The organism is Flavonifractor sp. An306, from assembly GCF_002159455.1.
GTDB lineage: Bacteria > Bacillota > Clostridia > Oscillospirales > Oscillospiraceae > Flavonifractor.
Window position 1 is genome coordinate 72590 of the sequence record NZ_NFIQ01000001.1, and the last position, 16384, is coordinate 88973.

Genomic DNA, 16384 nt, shown 5'->3' on the forward strand with positions numbered 1-16384 from the left:
CGCAACTTATTTTAGAGAAACGGAGCGATAAGATCATGCGGGAGCTTTTGGCGAAACTTGAGAGCGACGCGCGCTTCGCGCGCTGCAGCGTATCCGCGGAAATGTCGGAAGATGGAATTGTGACCCTGGAGGGAAGCGCGGACAGCTGGCGCCATGTGGTGGATATCGGACACCTGGCCGCCTCCCTCCCCGGGGTAGTGAATGTGGTGAACAATCTTTCAGCCGAAGGCATCCGCGTGGAAAAGACCGACAACACCGAGCGTATCCGGCAGGCCCGGCAGCTGGGCCGGCTGGCCGAGACGGACGTGCTGATTGTGGGCGCGGGCATCTGCGGCTGCGGCATCGCCCGGGAGCTGTCCAAGTACAACCTGAAGGTGGCGGTCATCGAGCGCAACGCCGACGTGTCGGAGGAGGCCACCAAGGCCAACAACGGCGACATCCACCCGGGCCACAAGGCCAAGCCCGGCACCCTGAAGGCCAAGCTGAACGTACGGGGCAACTACCTCTATGACAAGTGGCAGCAGGAGCTGGGCTTCGAGCTGGTGCGCTGCGGGCAGATCAACGTGGCCTACTCCGAGGAGGACATGAAGGGCATCGAGAAGATCTACCACGACGGCGTGGCCAACGGTGTGCCCGGCGTGCGGATGCTGACCCGGGAGGAGCTGCTGGAGCGGGAGCCCAAGATCCCCGGCGACCCCATCGGCGGAGTGGAGGCCCCCACCATGGGCGTGGTGGAGCCCTTCCAGGTCTGCGTGGCCCTGGCGGAGAACGCCGCGGTCAACGGCGTGCAGTTCCTGCTCTCCACCGAGCTGCTGGACATCGACGTCAAGCCTGAGGGCGGCTTTGAGGCCGTGACTGAGCGGGGCGTGGTCTGCTGCAGATACCTGATCGACTGCGCCGGCATCCACGCCGACGACGTGGCGGAGATGGCGGGGGACAAGTTCTACACCCTCCACCCCCGCAGAGGCGGCATCGTGATCTTTGACAAGCGGGTCACCGGCCCCTACCAGCACGCCATCTCCGCCTTCCCCCGCAACAAGGACGCCGAGTCCAAGGGCGGCGGCTACGCCCGCACGCCGGAGGGCAACATCCTCATCGGCCCCTCCGCGGTGGAGATCCCGGACAAAGAGGACAAGAGCATGGAGGAGAGCGACTTCGATTACGCCTACGAGCGGGGCAAGTCCATCTACCCCGAGCTGGACCGGAGAGACGCCATCGCCATGTATTCCGGCATCCGTCCGGCGGACTACACCGAGGACTTCATCATCCAGATGTCCCGCAAGGTCCCCGGCTTCATCCACGTGGCCGGCATCCAGTCCCCCGGCCTGGCCTCCGCCCCCGCCATCGCCGAGATGGTGGAGGGCATCCTGAAAGAGGACCTGCAGGCCCATGGCCAGCAGCTCCAGGAGCGGGCGGACTACCAGCCCAACAGAAAGCCCCAGGTGCAGTTCCGGCGGCTGAGTCATGAGGCCCAGGAGGCGCTCATCAAGGAGAACCCCAAGTACGGGCACATCATCTGCCGGTGCGAGCAGATCACCGAGGGGGAGATCCTGGACGTGCTGCACTCCCCCGTGGTGCCCACCACCGTGGACGCCATCAAGCGCAGAACCAGAGCGGGAATGGGCCGGTGCCAGGGCGGTTTCTGCCAGCCCAGGGTCGTGGAGATTTTGGCCAGGGAGCTGGACAAGGACTGGACTCAGATCAATCTGAAAGGCCGGGGCGCTTATATTCTGGAGCGCAGAAGCCGTTAGGAGGGGCCAAGTATGAAAACAATACAGGTGGATTTGGCCGTCATCGGCGGCGGGCCCGCGGGCCTTGCCGCCGCCGCCGAGGCCAAAAGACAGGGTATCCAGCGGGTGGTCCTCATCGAGCGGGACCTGGAGCTGGGCGGAATTCTTCAGCAGTGCGTACACGACGGCTTCGGCCTGCACCGCTTCCAGCGGCGGATGTCCGGCGGCCAGTACGCCGAGGCGTTTATCCGGGACGTGCAGGCCCTGGACATCCAGGTACAGGACAACACCATGGTCCTGGAGATCAGCCCGGACAAAAAGATCTACGCGGTAAACGAAAAAGAGGGCATGCTCCTCTATGAGTGCGGGGCCATCATCCTGGCCATGGGCTGCCGGGAGCGCACCAGAAACCAGGTGTTTATCTACGGCAGCCGCACCAGCGGCATCCTGACGGCGGGCGCCGTGCAGCGGTACATCAACATGGAGGGCTACCTCCCCGGCAGGAAGGCCGTGATCCTGGGTTCCGGCGACATCGGCCTGATCATGGCCCGCCGCATGACCCTGGAGGGCATGGAGGTGGAGGGCGTCTACGAGGTCATGCCCTCCCCCGGCGGCCTGACCCGCAACATCGTCCAGTGCCTGGAGGATTACAACATTCCCCTCCATCTGTCCACCACGGTGGTCAAGACCCACGGCAGAGAGCGGCTCACCGGCGTGACGGTGGCCAAGGTGGACGAAAACCGCAGGCCCATTCCGGGTACCGAGCGGTACATAGACTGCGACCTGCTGGTGCTGGCCGTGGGCCTCATTCCGGAGAACGAGCTCTCCAGAGGCGCGGGCATCGAGATCGACCCCCGTACCCAGGGTCCGGTGGTGGACCAGGACTTCATGACCTCCATCGACGGCGTCTTTGCCGCCGGTAACGTGGTGGCGGTGTTCGACCTGGTGGACTACGTGTCCGAGACCGGCGAGATCGCCGCCAGAGGGGCGGCCAGGTACCTGAAAAAGCAGCGGGAGGGCTCTGCCGAAACGCCCGTCTACCATCAGGTACGCGCCAGCGAGGGCGTGAACTTCGTCATTCCCCAGAAGGTGGCGGCGGGAGAGGCCCAGCAGGACATGGCCTTCTATCTCCGGGTGAAGCAGCCCGACCAGAACATGGTGCTGAGCTGCCGGATGGGAGAGGAGACCGTCTCCAGCAAAAAGGAGCGCTTTGTGGCTCCGCCGGAGATGCTGGTGGCCCGGGTCAAGAGCGGCTGCCCGCTGACCCAGGAGCTGACCGTGGAGGTCAGAAAGGAGAAACGGGATGGACAATAAGGAAAAACTGGACAGAGAGATCACATGTATTGTCTGCCCCTCCAGCTGCCGGATACGGGTGACCGGGACCATGGAGGAGCCGGAGTTTGCCGGCTACACCTGCAAGCGGGGGTTGGAGCACGCCAAAAACGAGCTCTACCGCCCCATGCGGATGCTCACCAGCACGGTCAAGCTCACCGGCGGCAAGTTCCGGGTCATGCCGGTGATCTCCACCAGGGAAGTACCCAAGGACAAGATGAGCGACTGCCTGGAGCAGATCTACCGGGTGGAAGCGGCGGCCCCCGTTCAGGAGGGCGATGTGATCATTTCCAATATCTGCGGCACAGGCGCGGATATCGTGGCGGCCCGCTCCATGCGGGCGGCGGACCAGGGTTAAGGCTGCATATTAAGGAGGAAAATTACCATGAATCAGCAGGATATCAAGAATCAGCTGCAGGAGATGTTTGGCGAGCACTTTATCACCGATGAGGAAGTGCTGAAGGAGAGAAGCTCCGACTTGATCGGCTACCGCAGATGGGAGCGGTTCAACGGCGCCTATCTGGCGGAGAAGCCCATGGGCGTGATCATGGCCCAGAATACCGAGGACGTGTCCCGGGCGCTGGCCTTCTGCAACCAGAACAAGGTCCTGGTGGTCCCCCAGTGCGGCCGCTCCTGCGTGTGCTCCGGCACCGAAACCTACGAGGGCAGCGTGGTGCTGGACGGCACAGCCATGAACGGCATCCTGAAGTTTGACGAGGAGAACTACATGGTGACCGTGGGCTGCGGCACCCCCCTGAAGTATCTGGAGGAGTACTGCAACCAGAAGGGCTACACCACCGGCCACTTCCCCCAGTCCCTGCCCTTGGCCCAGATGGGCGGCCTGGTCTCCACCCGGAGCATCGGCCAGCTCTCCACCCTGTACGGCGGCATTGAGGACCTGCTCATCGGCCTGGAGGCCGTGCTGGCCGACGGCAGCGTGGTGCGCATCAAGAACGTGCCCAGAAGAGCGGCCGGCCCCGACCTGCGCCACCTGTTTATGGGCAGCGAGGGCAACATCGGCTTCGTGACCGAGGTGACCGTGAAGCTGTTCAAGCGCTACCCCGAAAACTGGATGGGCGCCTTCGGCATCGACTCGGTGAAGGCCGGACTGGACGCCATCAAGGAGATCATGCAGGACGGCTACCGTCCGGCGGTGGTGCGCCTCCACGACGCCGTTGAGGCCGAGATGACCTACAAGAAGTTTATCAACGAGGGCGAGAGCATCCTGCTCTTCGTCTGCGAGGGCCCCGAGAGCATCCGCAACGCCACCGGCGCGGCCATCATGGAGATCGTCCAGAAGCACGGCGGCCGTCCCCTGGGCGAGAAGCCGGTGGAGCTGTGGTACCAGGTGCGCAACGACACCTGCGACGACCTGTATCGGGCCAACAAGCAGGGCCTGCTGCGGGACACCTGCGAGATCTCCGGCAACTGGTCCGACATCTACTCCATCTACGAGAATGTCCTCAAGCGCTTCCCCCAGGAGATCGAGGACGTGGTCCAGATCAGCGCCCACTCCTCCCACAGCTACCAGACCGGCACCAATATGTACTTCGTGTTCTCCTGGAAGGGCGTCAAGGACCTGGCCAAGTCCGAGCAGCAGTATGACACCGCCATGGGCATCATCATGGAGGAGACCCTGCGCTTCGGCGGCAGCATCTGCCACCACCACGGCGTGGGCAAGTACCGCACCAAGTGGATGGACCAGGAGCACGGCAGCTCCTACCAGATGATGTACACGCTGAAGGACGCCTTTGACCCCAACGGCATTATGAACACGGGGACCTTCCTGCCCAAGCGGTAAGCCGGAGGAAAAGAATACATGGAAAAAAAGCAGTACCTGACGGACGGGGAGGTTGTGTTTCTCCCGGTATCGGAGGAGTACCTGACGGACGAGTCCGGCGGCATGGGCTGGGCGGAGCGGATTTGCTTCCCCACCAACGCCGGGGAAGCCTGCCTGGCCCTGGAATGGGCCAGGCAGGCGGGGCTGCCGGTGACCGTGCAGGGGAGCCGGACCGGCATCTGCGGAGGAGCTCTTCCGCAGGGCGGGCTGGTCCTGAACCTGTCGCGGATGAGCGGCCTGTCGGGGGAAGCCCATCCGGAACGAAAGGAACTGCTGCTGACAGTGCAGGCGGGGGTAACCCTGTCTGCACTTCGGCAGTTTTTGGATGGTTTCCGGAAAGACGGCCTATCCTACTGGTTTCCCCTCAATCCTACCGAGGAGCAGGCCACCCTGGGGGGTATTATGGCCTGCCGTGCCGAGGGGGGGCGGGCCGCCTTCTGGGGTCCCGCCGAGACCTGGCTGGTCCAGGTGGAGGCGGCGGATTTCGCGGGCAAGCTCCGCCGCTTTCAGGGCGGGGAGCTGGAGCGGATCCTGGGGGACGAGGGGCATAACTGGGTGATTCTCTCCCTGGAACTCCGCCTGCCGGAGCGGCCCGCCCACACCGGCGTACTGTTGTGCCCCTTCGGGGAGCTGAGCGGCGTCAGCCGCTTCCTGGAGCGGAAAGATGAACGCACCGGCCTGCGCCTGTCCATGGCCGAGTGGCTGGGAGTGGAGGCCCTGGACCTGCTGAGCGAAAATGCCGAGGCCCTGGCCAAGGCGGGGGTGTCCGGCCTGCAGCGGGCGGACACTCTGCTGCTGGAGTTTACCGCCCCCGGCGAGGAGGAGGCCCTCAACGGCCTGGAGGAGCTGCTGGGCCTGCTGGAGGAGTGCGGCTGCGACGTGGACGTGGTGCTGATGGGGGACAGTCCCAAGGAGCGGGAGCGGCTGCTGGCCCTGCGGCACCTGCTCAATGAGACGGCCGCCGGAAAGGCCCGCATGGCCGCCGGGGCGGTGGGGCGGCCTCCGCTGCTGCTGGATCTGGCCTTCCCCCAGGGGATCGAGCCCTTTGTGGCCCAGTGCCGCCGTCAGGCGGCCGGGCCGTGGGCGGCCTGGGGCCACGGGGCCGCGGGCCATGTGCATGTACACCTGTTTTATGAGAATGAGGACGAGTATGCCCGGCAGCGGGAGACCGCCGCCGCCCTGCTGGAGGTGGGGCGGCGGATGGGAGGCGTGCCCCACCGGGAGTTTGGCAGGGGCAAGTGCCGGACGGCGGACGGGAGCCCGGTGGAGGCGCCCTGTCCGGGAGAGGGGGAGCGCGTATGGACATCGCGGTATGTGTAAAAACGGTGCCGGACTACGACATGGTGCCCGCCAAGGAGTGGCAGGCCGTGGCGGGCGGCCATCCGGACATCTCCTACGTCCGGGACTGCTTCGGCTGTTTTGACGAGACGGCCCTGGAGCTGGCCCTGCGGCTGAAGGAGCAGGACCCCGGCGTGGAGCTGCGGGCGGTGAGCGTAGGGGAGGCGACCGGGCTGCTGAAGGGGCTGTACGCGGTGGGCTATTCTCAGGTCACCGCCCTGCCCCCCGCCGAGGCGCGGACCGAGCTGGATTTCCGGCCGGAGCGGACGGCGGGCTATCTGGCGGCCTACTTCCGCCAACATCCGGCGGAGCTGATCCTGTGCGGCCGGCAGACCGGCCCGGGGGACAGCGGTATGGTGCCCTATCTGTTGGCCCAGGAGCTGGAGGCGCCCTGCGTGCCCGGCGTGGTGGCGCTGAACGCCCCCCCGTCCGGCGGGGAGGTTCTGGCTCAGGCGGTGTGTATAGACGGGACGGTGCGGGAGCTGAGGCGGGGAACCGTGGTGATCCTGGACAATGTGCCGGACTGCTTTCTGCGCCTGCCCACCCTGAAGGAGAAGCTGGCCGCCAGGACCCGGGAGGTGCTGGTGGAAACGGCGGAGTGTCCCCAGAAGGAGCTGGACGGCGTGACCCTGGAGCGCCTGGAGGCCCCGCCCAGACGGGAGAAGTGCCGGTTTTTGGAGGGCACCGTAGAGGAGCAGGCCGCCGGACTGCTGGCGTGGCTCCGGGAGAGCGACGGTTGAGGAGGCGCGGAGGATGAAAACAGCCATACTGTATCTGGCGGGGGAGAAGCATTGTCCCCTGACCATCCCCTTTACGGCGGCGGAGGACGGGACGGACGCCATCAACTGGGTCCTGGACCGCCCGGACTTTCTGGAGCAGGCGGCCTGCCGGTATGGGGCCGAGCGACCCGACCTGCTGGTGCTGGAGGATGGCGGCGAGGCCCGGGGCCTGGCCGCCGGGCTGGCCCAGCGGCTGGGGGGAAGCTGCCTCTTCCAGGTCAGGGAGCTGTGGCGGGAGGAATCCGGCCTGCTGGCCCGGCGGGGGGCGTACAACTCCAATCTGCAGGCGGTCTACCGCCTGCGGACGCCGGCAGTGGTGACGGTGGCCGGACGGGGCGCGCCGGGGACCGAGACGCTGGAGAACGCCGCCGGGATCCTGGCGGCGGGCCGGGGAATCGGCGGGAAGCAGAACTTCCAGCGCCTGGCGGCCTGCGCCGCCGTCCTGGGGGCCCAGGCAGGGGCCACCCGGCCGGCGGTGATGAACACCTGGGCGGAGATGGAGCGGCTCATCGGCCAGTCCGGCCACCAGGTCTCCCCCCGGTGGATGGTGACGGTGGGGGCCTCCGGCAGCGGACCCTTCCTGGCAGGGGTGCGGGCGGAGCGCCTGGCGGCGGTGGACAACGACCCCAACGCCATGATCTTCTGGAACGCCGACCTGGGTATCCAGGCGGATGCCGGGGCCTTCCTGGACGCCCTGGAAAAGGAGCTGAGCGGGACATGATGAGGTATACCCATGTGATCTGGGATATCGACAACACCATGCTGGACACCGAAGAGGAGCTGATGTGCGCTCTCATCCAGGCCCTGCGGGAAAAATACGGCGTGGAGCGGAGCCGGGCGGAGCTGTGGTTCGCCATGGTGATGCCCGCCAAGGAGACGGTGCGCCATCTGGGCATCCCGGAGGAGGACCAGGAGGAGGTGCGGCGGCGCTGGAATCAGCTCACCTACACCTTCCGGGACAGGGTCACCATATTTCCCGGCGTGGAGGAGGCGATGACCCGGCTGCGGGACGCCGGGGTGGGTCTGGGTGTGGTCACCGCCAGAACCCGGGAGGCCTACCGGCGGGACATGGTGCCCCTGGGCTTGGGGAAGTATTTTGAAACGGTGGTCTGCGCCGACGACACCCAGCGGCCCAAGCCCGACCCGGAGCCGGTGGAGCGGTTCTGCGCCCTCACCGGGGCGGCAAAGGACCAGGTGCTGATGATCGGGGACAGCGCCTCGGATATGAAATGCTGCCGGGCGGCGGGGATCCACGGCGCCCTGGCCCTGTGGGGGAAGGGGGCGGATCCGTCCCTGCCGGCGGATTACCACTTTCACACCCCGACGGAGGCGGTGGAGGCCGTTCTGGGACCAGAGCGGTGAGCAGTTGCAGAAACAGGAAGGATGAAGATATGCATGGCCCGGCTGATTGAGATTCGCGACCCCAAGGCTCCCGAGCTGGAGGTGTACGCCGACCTGACCCACGCCCAGCTGCGCCGCCGGAAGGAGGGGGAGCTGTTTATCGCCGAGAGCGGCAAGGTGATCGGCCACGCTCTGGAGGCCGGCTGCCGGCCCGTCTCCTTTTTGATGGAGGAGCGGCAGGTGGAGGGCTTTCTCCGGCTGCTGGCGGGGCGGTGGCCGGATGTGCCCATCTACACCGCCCGGCGGGAGGTGCTGGCCGGGCTCACCGGCTACGCCCTGACCCGGGGGATGCTGGCCGCCATGGTGCGCCCCGCCCTGCCCGGGGTGGAAGAGCTGTGCCGGACGGCCCGCCGGGTGGCGGTGCTGGAACACATCACCGACGCCACCAACGTGGGGGCCATCTTCCGCTCCGCCGCCGCCCTGGGGATGGACGGGGTGCTGGTCACCCCCACCTGCTGCGACCCCTTCTACCGGCGCTCGGTCCGGGTGAGCATGGGCACCGTCTTTCAGATCCCCTGGACCTGGCTGGGAGAGGACGGGAGCCAGTGGCCCCAGCCCGGCCTGGACCGGCTGAAGGCCATGGGCTTTCGGACGGTGGCCATGGCCCTGCGGGAGGACGCCATCCCCATCGACCACCCGGAGCTGGCCGCCCAGGACAAGCTGGCGGTGGTGCTGGGGGCGGAGGGGGACGGTTTGGCCAACGATACCATCGCCCAGTGCGACTACACCGCCGTGATCCCCATGTGCCATGGGGTGGACTCCCTCAATGTGGCCGCCGCTGGGGCGGTGCTGTTCTGGCAGCTGCGCCCACAGAACTGAACACGTGCCCTTTCCGTCGGAACCCGGACTCTCTCCGGGTTCCGACGATATTTTTCCATTATATGGAATATACTGTCTCTGAAACTGGGCGGACAAGCCCCATACAAAGGAGACAGGGACCATGGCGACAAAGGAAAAGCTGAAAACCAAGGCGGCCCGGCTGCGGGAAGAGGCCCGGGAGACGGGGAAGGTGGTATTTCGGGCCCCAGCGCTGGTGCGGACGGCGGAGTGCGCCATCCGGTTCCTGCTGGGGGCGCTGCTGTCGGGGGCGGAGATTTTTGGCGGGTACGCCCCCTTCGCGCTGGGTCTGGTGGGGGCCTCCGGCTCGGGGCTGGACGGGTTCTGCGCCCTGCTGGGGGCCTGCTTCGGCTATCTCACCATGCAGGGCTTTGCCGAGGGCCTGCGGTACACGGCGGCCTGCATCCTGGCCTTTTCGGTGGCCTTTGCCTTCTTTGACGTGAAGGCCTACAAAAAGACCTGGTTTATGCCTGTGGCCGCCGCCGCCATGGACGGGATCACCGGCTTCGTCTACCTCTCCGACCAGGGGTGGACCAAGGAAAACCTGGTGTTTTTCGGCACCGAGCTGCTGCTGTGCGGGGCGTCGGTGTACTTTTACCGCATCGCCTTTACCCCCTGGACGGAAAAGCGGGAGGAGGAGGGGCTCACCCCCCGGCAGACGGTGAGCCTGCTGCTGCTGGCGGGGACGCTGATGCTCACCCTGGCCAATCTGACCCTGCCCGGCCAGCTGTCGGTGGGGCGGCTGACCGCCGCCCTGGCGGTGATGGCCACCGCCAGCCAGGGGGGCATCGGCGTGGGGGCCACGGTGGGGGTGGCCGCCGGGCTGGCCATGGATCTGGCCGCCGGGGGTATGCCCTTTTACTCCATGGCCTACGCCCTGTCCGGGGTGATGGCGGGAGCCTTCCACCGGCAGGGCCGGCTGGCGGCCGCCCTGTCCTACGTGCTGACCAACGGCCTGGCGGTGCTGTGGACCTGGCAGGAGGGGCTTCACATCGCCCTGCTCTATGAGGTGTTCATCGCCTCGGTGATCTTCCTGGTGCTCCCCCAGAAGGCCCTGCGGCAGGTGGGGGCCCTGGTGGCCCCCCAGCCCAGGCAGGACACCCGGGAGCGGGCCATGGCCTATGTCCGGGACCGGCTGGAGGAGACCGCCGGGGCCTTTAAGGAGCTCTACCAATCCATGCGCGCCACCCTGCGGCCGGGGCGGCCCAACGATGGGGACGCCGCCGTGGTTTTTGACCGGGCCGCCGACCGGGTGTGCAAGCGCTGCGCCCTGCAGGCCTCCTGCTGGCAGCGGGACTATATCTCCACCTTCAACGCCCTCAACGACGCCCTCCCGGCCATGCTGGACCGGGGCAAGGGGGAGGGGGGCGATTTCCCCGCCTACTTTGCCAACCGCTGCGTCAAGTTCCCGGAATTTCTGGCGGCGGCCAATGAGGAGGTGTCCGCCCTGCTCTACCGGCGGCAGTACCGCAGCCGCCTGCAGGAGAACCGGGCGGCGGTGTGCCGCCAGTATGGGGAGCTGGCCCAGGTGCTGGGGGCGGCGGCGGCCGAGCTGGGGGCGGAGCTGGTGCCGGATCCGGTGCGGGAAAAGCGGCTGCGCCAGTATCTGGCCGCCCAGGGTATCGAGTGCCAGCTGGCGGCCTACTACGACGAGGCGGGCCACCTTCGCCTGGAGCTGGAGGGGGCCGGCCTGAGCCCCCTGCGGCAGAAGGAGGGGGTGGAAAAGCTGTCCAAGCTGGTGAATTTCCCCCTGCGGGTTGTGGAGGGGGAGCGGCGGGACAAGCTGGTGCTGGTGCAGAGCGAGCCGCTGATGGCGGTGGCCGGTGCGGCCTGCCGGCGGAAGGACGGACAGATGATTTCCGGGGATACCGGGGCCTGGTTCAAGCATGACGACGGGGCCCTCTATGTGCTGCTGTGCGACGGCATGGGCTCCGGCCGTCTGGCCCAGCGGGAGAGCGCGCTGGCGGTGCGCCTGCTGGAGCAGTTTCTCAAGGCGGGGGTGCGGCCGGAAAACGCGCTGCAGACCATCAGCGCCGCCCTGGCCCTCCGGGGGGAGGAGGAGATCGGCTTCACCACGGTGGATCTGCTGCGGGTGGACCTGTTCACCGGCGAGGCGGCGGTCTATAAGTACGGCGCCGCCCCTACCTATGTAAAGAAGGGAACCGGCGTCAGCCGGCTCACCGGCGCCTCCCTCCCCGCCGGGCTGGCGGGAGGCGAGGGGGGCGCCCCAGACGTCAGCCAGCTCCGGCTGGAGGCGGGGGACTGGGTGCTGCTGGTCACCGACGGGGTGACCGGCGGCGGGCCGGACCAGTGGGTGCGGGACCAGATGACCGCCTTTTCCGGCGGCAGCCCCAGAGAGCTGGCGGAGGCCCTGCTGGAGGAGAGCCAGCGGCAGGTGGGGGCGGCGGACGACCGCACCGCCCTGGTCATCAAGCTGACCCGGCGATAAGAAAAGCGGCAGGAGGCGCTCCCGTTGGGAGCGCCTCCTGCCGTTATAGAGAGAGGAAAGGGAAAGAAGCAATCAGTCGTTCAGGTAGTCCAGGGGATTCACCGGGGTGCCGTCCTGCTCCAGGCTGAAGTGGAGATGGTCGGGCAGGGCGCTCTCGGCGATGGCGGTGTTGCCCACGCTGCCCAGAATGTCGCCGGTGGAGACGGCGTCTCCCACCTCCACCGTGGGCACAGAGGCCAGGTTGGCATACACGCTGGTGATCCCGCCGCCGTGGTCCACCACCACGGTGGTGCCCATCATCACGTCGGAGGAGACGTCGCTTACCGTGCCGGAGGCCACGGAGCGCACCTCGGTGCCGGCGCTGGCAGAGATATCCACCCCGGTGTGGGTGCGCCAGTCGGCCATGGTGGGATCGTAGGCCAGGGCGTCCACGGTATAGTCGGTAATGATTTCACCCTGTACCGGCCACAGGTAGGACGTGGGTGCGGCGGCGGGTGTGGCCGCCGGAGTGGGTGTGGCCGCCGGGGCCGCAGAAGGCTTGGGGGTGGCGGCGGGCTTGGGTGTGGCCGTGGCCGGGGGAGCGGCGGACGGCTTGGCGGTTATGGCCGCCTGAACGGTGGCCATGGGCGTGGGTGTGACGGTGATCTTGGCGGGGCCTCCGGCGGCCAGCTCCTCCGAGCTCCTGGCAAAGGAGGAATACAGGAACCAGCCGGAAACGCCGATGGCGGCCACGCAGAGGAGCAGGACGATGTAAAACCCCTTCCCCTCGATGAAATCACCGACGCGCTGATAGAACGGTCTTTTCATGCTGTTTAGCACCTCCGAGCCTATTGTGGACAACCTGGCCGGGGGATATACCCGAAAGCATGAAAAATTTTCTTGACCTTCCACCAGGAGGAGGGTATATCTTACTTTTAAGGAAAATTTAATTTTTCCTTGATAATGCCTTACATACAGGGCTGATATGATGCTATCAGGTTGACAGAGCCGCCAGCCTGGGCGTACAATGAACACAATTTTGAATAAGGAGAAACCAGTATGGAAGCAACCCAGACCAAATCTGCTGAGACCGCCGCGCCGTCGAGCCAACCGGTGAAGGAGGTACCCAAATTCAAAGCGCCCAAGAAAAAACGCAAGTGGGTCAAACGCCTGGTCATCATCCTGGTGGCGGTGGCCCTCATTGTGTTTCTGTTCTCCCGGTGCATGGGGGCCGGACAGCAGATTATCAGCAGCGCCTATCTGCCCTATACGGCGGAGGTGCGGGACATGACGGTATCGGTCTCCGGTACCGGCACCATTGAACCCCTCCAGGCCTACAAGGTCACCACCCTCGTCAGCGGTGAGATCCTGGAGGCCCCCTTTGAGGAGGGACAGACGGTGCAGAAGGGAGACGTGCTCTTCCGCATCGACGCCCGGGACCTGGAGAGCAACATTGAGCAGCTGCAGCTCAACGTCCGCTCCGCCCAGCTGGCCCTGGACGATCTGCTGAAAACCCAGAGCGACAACCAGAAGGACCGGAATGTGAAGGCGGAGGACGCCGGGATCATCACCAAGCTCTACGTGGACCAGGGTGACAGCGTCACGGTGGGCACCGTGGTGGCCGACGTGCTGGACCGGGACCACATGAAGCTGAAGGTGCCCTTCCACTCCACCGACGCCCAGAGCTTCTATATCGGCCAGACGGCCACCGTCAGCGTCACCGGCACGGCGGAGACCATCTCCGGCACCGTGGACGAGATCGCCGCCACCGACGAGGTGGGCCCCGGCGGCACCCTGGTGCGGCAGGTGACCATCTTGGTGAACAACCCCGGTGTGCTCTCCGACGCCAGCCAGGGCTCCGCCAGCGTGAACGGCACGGCCTGCGCCTCCGGCGGCACATTCGCCTACGCCTCCTCCGGCCAGATCACCGCCAAGGCCGCCGGCGACCTGGATACCCTGTCAGTGAAAGAGGGAGACCGGGTCAGCGAGGGACAGGTCATCGGGGTCATCTCGGAGGCCGACCTGGAGACCCAGATTGAAAACGCCCGCATTTCTCTGGAAAACGCCCAACTCTCCCTGCAAAACGCCCAGGAGAAGCTGGAGGACTACACCATCACCTCCACCATCACCGGGGAGGTCATTGAGAAGAACCTGGACGTGGGAGACAACATCAGCGGTATGAGCTCCAGCGGCTCCACCGTCACCTACCCCGCGGTGATCTACGACCGCTCCCAGCTCACCTTCGATATGGCCATTGACGAGCGGGACATCAGCAAGATCCAGGTGGGCCAGAAGGTGGAGATCACCGCCGACGCCCTGGACAGCCAGAGCTTTACCGGCGTGGTGGATAAGGTGAACATCAACGGCACCACCGTCAACGGCAACACCAGCTACCCGGTGACCGTCAAGGTGGACGGGGCACCGGAGGAGCTCTACCCCGGCATGAACGTGTCCGCCAAGATCATCGTGGAGGAGGCGGGCAGCGTGCTCACCCTGCCGGTGGAGGCGGTGGAGCGGGGCGACACCGTGCTGGTGGCCCTTCCCGGCTGCCTGGATGAGAACGGGCTGATCGCCAACCTCTCCGCCACCGAGCAGCGGCAGGTCACCCTGGGCCGCAACGACGACAACTACATCGAAATCGTGGACGGTCTGGAGGAGGGCGACGTGGTGGTGGCCCTCAGCCCCCAGGGGTCCAGCATCATGAGCGCAATGGGGATGGAGTAAGCCATGGGACATCTCATTGAACTCAAGGACGTATATAAGATTTACCAGATGGGGGACGAGGCGGTCCACGCCCTGGACGGCGTCTCCCTGACGGTGGACCAGGGGGAGTTTGTGGCCATCGTGGGCCAGTCCGGCTCGGGCAAGTCCACCGCCATGAACATCATCGGCTGCCTGGATGTGCCCACCTCCGGCATTTACCGCCTGGGGGGCGTGGACGTGTCCACCATGGACGACGACCAGCAGGCCGAGGTGCGCAACAAGATGCTGGGCTTTATCTTCCAGCAGTACAATCTGATTCCCAAGCTCAACGTGCTGGAGAATGTGGAGCTCCCCCTGCTCTATGCCGGGGTGTCCGCCGGCCGGCGGCGGGAGCGGGCCATGGCCGCCCTGGAGCGGGTGGGCCTGGCGGATAAGTGCAAAAACCTGCCCAGCCAGCTCTCCGGCGGCCAGCAGCAGCGGGTGTCCATCGCCCGGGCCCTGGCGGGCGAGCCGTCGGTGATCCTGGCCGACGAGCCCACCGGCGCCCTGGACTCCCGCACCGGCCGGGAGGTGCTGGCCTTCCTCCAGAAGCTCAACGCCGAGGGGGACACGGTGGTGCTCATCACCCATGACAATTCCATCGCCGTGAAGGCCAAGCGCATCGTCCGCCTCCAGGACGGCAGGATCATCTACGACGGGGACGCCCATGATCCCCAGGCGGTGGTCCAGCCCGAGGAGGAGGGGGAGGAGGTGGACGTATGAAAATGGGCCAGTCCTTCCGCATGGCCATCAAAAGCCTGATGACCAGCAAAATGCGGGCCCTGCTCACCATGCTGGGCATTATCATCGGCGTGGCGGCGGTCATCATCATCGTCTCCCTGGGCAACGGCATGCAGCAGTACATGAACGCCCAGTTCGAGCAGGTGGGCGTCAACCTCATCCAGGTCTACGTCTACCCCAGCGGCAACAACCGGGATGTGGAGCCGGAGGACTTCTATCAGCTGGTGGAGAAATATCCCCAGTATCTGGACTCCGTCTCCCCCTATCTCAGCGCCTCCGCCGCCGTGCGCCACGGCACCGACGAGTATAAGCACACCAGCGTCTACGGCGTCAGCGAGACCCTGTACAACGCCGAGAAGAACCAGACCGTCAACGGAGAAAAGCTGAAAGAGGGCCGCTTCCTCAGCTATGTGGACGTGGAGCGGGAACAGAAGGTGTGCGTCATCGGCAACTATCTGAACCAGGACATGTTCCAGGGCAAGGGCCTGGGCCAGACCCTCACCATCGGCGGCATCCCCTATACCGTCATCGGCGTGCTGGATCAAAAGGCCGACTCCACCGAGGGCAGCGGGGACGACGTGGTCTATCTGCCCTACGGGCTGGCCGGCCAGATGAGCAGCGGCGGCATGCAGGCCTATCTGGTCACCAGCACCAGCCAGGACACCTCCTCCGCCGCCAAGGGCGTTATTGAGCGGATGCTCTACCGCGTCTATCAGGATGAAGGGTCCTATATGGTGATGACCATGTCCGAGATGATGGAGATGATGGACTCCATGCTGGGCGTGCTCATGACCATCCTGGTGATCATCGCCGCCATCTCCCTGGTGGTGGGCGGCATCGGCATCATGAATATCATGCTGGTCTCCGTCACCGAGCGCACCCGGGAGATCGGCATTCGCAAGTCCCTGGGCGCCAAAGGCAAGGATATCCGCAGCCAGTTTATCATCGAGGCGGGCACCACCTCCGCCATCGGCGGCGTCATCGGCATCGCCCTGGGGGTGCTGCTGGCCAACCTGTTTACCGCCCTGGCCAGCGCCCTGGTCAGCGGCGCGGATGGCTTTGCCGCCGTCCCCACAGCCGGGGGTATCGCCGTGTCCTTCGGCGTCAGCGTGGGCATCGGCATCCTGTTCGGCTACCTGCCCGCCAACAAGGCCGCCAAGTTCAACCCCATCGACGCACTGCGGTATGATTGACTTGCGGGATGGGCGCGGTTGGT

The 16384-nt window shown here is 65.9% G+C and carries 14 protein-coding genes; 13 read left to right on the plus strand and 1 reads right to left on the minus strand.

Annotated features, from left to right (window positions below):
- Positions 1-35 precede the first annotated feature (35 nt).
- The 10 genes from B5F88_RS00390 to B5F88_RS21690 all read left to right on the plus strand — a co-directional run bounded on the left by B5F88_RS00390 (position 36) and on the right by B5F88_RS21690 (position 11706).
- Positions 36-1751 carry an FAD-dependent oxidoreductase gene (locus tag B5F88_RS00390; RefSeq protein WP_087341017.1) on the plus strand — a complete coding sequence of 572 codons (1716 nt, stop codon included), beginning with the start codon at positions 36-38 and terminating at the stop codon, positions 1749-1751.
- Positions 1752-1763: 12 nt separating this feature from the next.
- Complete coding sequence (locus B5F88_RS00395; protein WP_087341018.1) at positions 1764-3044, plus strand: FAD-dependent oxidoreductase; 1281 nt, start codon at positions 1764-1766, stop codon at positions 3042-3044.
- Positions 3034-3420: a DUF1667 domain-containing protein gene (locus tag B5F88_RS00400; RefSeq protein ID WP_087341019.1), complete on the plus strand. Its 387-nt coding sequence runs from the start codon at positions 3034-3036 to the stop codon at positions 3418-3420. The genes B5F88_RS00395 and B5F88_RS00400 overlap by 11 nt, the downstream gene beginning before the upstream one ends.
- Positions 3421-3447: 27 nt before the next feature.
- Positions 3448-4863 carry an FAD-binding oxidoreductase gene (locus B5F88_RS00405; protein WP_087341020.1) on the plus strand — a complete coding sequence of 472 codons (1416 nt, stop codon included), beginning with the start codon at positions 3448-3450 and terminating at the stop codon, positions 4861-4863.
- A gap of 18 nt (positions 4864-4881) precedes the next feature.
- A complete protein-coding gene (locus B5F88_RS00410) occupies positions 4882-6222 on the plus strand; it encodes an FAD-binding oxidoreductase (RefSeq protein WP_087341021.1) in 1341 nt (446 codons plus the stop codon).
- Positions 6201-6980: a hypothetical protein gene (locus tag B5F88_RS00415; RefSeq protein WP_087341022.1), complete on the plus strand. Its 780-nt coding sequence runs from the start codon at positions 6201-6203 to the stop codon at positions 6978-6980. The genes B5F88_RS00410 and B5F88_RS00415 overlap by 22 nt, the downstream gene beginning before the upstream one ends.
- 13 nt (positions 6981-6993) lie before the next feature.
- Positions 6994-7740, plus strand: coding sequence for an FAD-binding protein (locus B5F88_RS00420; protein ID WP_087341023.1), 747 nt, complete (start codon positions 6994-6996; stop codon positions 7738-7740).
- Positions 7737-8381 carry an HAD family hydrolase gene (locus B5F88_RS00425; protein ID WP_087341024.1) on the plus strand — a complete coding sequence of 215 codons (645 nt, stop codon included), beginning with the start codon at positions 7737-7739 and terminating at the stop codon, positions 8379-8381. Before B5F88_RS00420 ends, B5F88_RS00425 begins: the two co-directional genes overlap by 4 nt.
- A 33-nt stretch (positions 8382-8414) precedes the next feature.
- Positions 8415-9239: an RNA methyltransferase gene (locus B5F88_RS00430; RefSeq protein ID WP_087341025.1), complete on the plus strand. Its 825-nt coding sequence runs from the start codon at positions 8415-8417 to the stop codon at positions 9237-9239.
- 121 nt (positions 9240-9360) lie between these two features.
- Positions 9361-11706 carry a SpoIIE family protein phosphatase gene (locus B5F88_RS21690; protein WP_087341026.1) on the plus strand — a complete coding sequence of 782 codons (2346 nt, stop codon included), beginning with the start codon at positions 9361-9363 and terminating at the stop codon, positions 11704-11706.
- 72 nt (positions 11707-11778) lie between these two features.
- Here B5F88_RS21690 and B5F88_RS00440 read toward each other — a convergent pair whose 3' ends face one another.
- On the minus strand, positions 11779-12513 hold the full coding sequence (locus B5F88_RS00440) for a M23 family metallopeptidase (protein ID WP_087341027.1): 735 nt from the start codon (positions 12511-12513) through the stop codon (positions 11779-11781).
- Between the two features lie 231 nt (positions 12514-12744).
- On the opposite strand from B5F88_RS00440, the gene B5F88_RS00445 reads away from it, so the two are divergent.
- Genes B5F88_RS00445 through B5F88_RS00455 form a run of 3 tightly spaced genes read left to right on the plus strand, consistent with a single transcriptional unit; the run spans position 12745 to position 16361 of the window.
- Entirely contained in the window at positions 12745-14409 is a 1665-nt protein-coding gene (locus B5F88_RS00445; RefSeq protein ID WP_087341028.1) for an HlyD family efflux transporter periplasmic adaptor subunit, read from the plus strand.
- Between the two features lie 3 nt (positions 14410-14412).
- A complete protein-coding gene (locus B5F88_RS00450) occupies positions 14413-15150 on the plus strand; it encodes an ABC transporter ATP-binding protein (protein ID WP_087341029.1) in 738 nt (245 codons plus the stop codon).
- Positions 15147-16361 (plus strand): ABC transporter permease, encoded by a 1215-nt coding sequence (locus tag B5F88_RS00455; RefSeq protein WP_087341030.1) that lies wholly within the window; start codon positions 15147-15149, stop codon positions 16359-16361. The genes B5F88_RS00450 and B5F88_RS00455 overlap by 4 nt, the downstream gene beginning before the upstream one ends.
- Positions 16362-16384: the final 23 nt, after the last annotated feature.

Excerpts from the sequence above, each read along its gene's own strand:
- B5F88_RS00390 (WP_087341017.1), top strand. The coding sequence starts at position 36 with ATGCGGGAGCTTTTGGCGAAACTTGAGAGCGACGCGCGCTTCGCGCGC.
- B5F88_RS00395 (WP_087341018.1), top strand. The coding sequence starts at position 1,764 with ATGAAAACAATACAGGTGGATTTGGCCGTCATCGGCGGCGGGCCCGCG.
- B5F88_RS00400 (WP_087341019.1), top strand. The coding sequence starts at position 3,034 with ATGGACAATAAGGAAAAACTGGACAGAGAGATCACATGTATTGTCTGC.
- B5F88_RS00405 (WP_087341020.1), top strand. The coding sequence starts at position 3,448 with ATGAATCAGCAGGATATCAAGAATCAGCTGCAGGAGATGTTTGGCGAG.
- B5F88_RS00410 (WP_087341021.1), top strand. The coding sequence starts at position 4,882 with ATGGAAAAAAAGCAGTACCTGACGGACGGGGAGGTTGTGTTTCTCCCG.
- B5F88_RS00415 (WP_087341022.1), top strand. The coding sequence starts at position 6,201 with ATGGACATCGCGGTATGTGTAAAAACGGTGCCGGACTACGACATGGTG.
- B5F88_RS00420 (WP_087341023.1), top strand. The coding sequence starts at position 6,994 with ATGAAAACAGCCATACTGTATCTGGCGGGGGAGAAGCATTGTCCCCTG.
- B5F88_RS00425 (WP_087341024.1), top strand. The coding sequence starts at position 7,737 with ATGATGAGGTATACCCATGTGATCTGGGATATCGACAACACCATGCTG.
- B5F88_RS00430 (WP_087341025.1), top strand. The coding sequence starts at position 8,415 with ATGGCCCGGCTGATTGAGATTCGCGACCCCAAGGCTCCCGAGCTGGAG.
- B5F88_RS21690 (WP_087341026.1), top strand. The coding sequence starts at position 9,361 with ATGGCGACAAAGGAAAAGCTGAAAACCAAGGCGGCCCGGCTGCGGGAA.
- B5F88_RS00440 (WP_087341027.1), bottom strand. The coding sequence starts at position 12,513 with ATGAAAAGACCGTTCTATCAGCGCGTCGGTGATTTCATCGAGGGGAAG.
- B5F88_RS00445 (WP_087341028.1), top strand. The coding sequence starts at position 12,745 with ATGGAAGCAACCCAGACCAAATCTGCTGAGACCGCCGCGCCGTCGAGC.
- B5F88_RS00450 (WP_087341029.1), top strand. The coding sequence starts at position 14,413 with ATGGGACATCTCATTGAACTCAAGGACGTATATAAGATTTACCAGATG.
- B5F88_RS00455 (WP_087341030.1), top strand. The coding sequence starts at position 15,147 with ATGAAAATGGGCCAGTCCTTCCGCATGGCCATCAAAAGCCTGATGACC.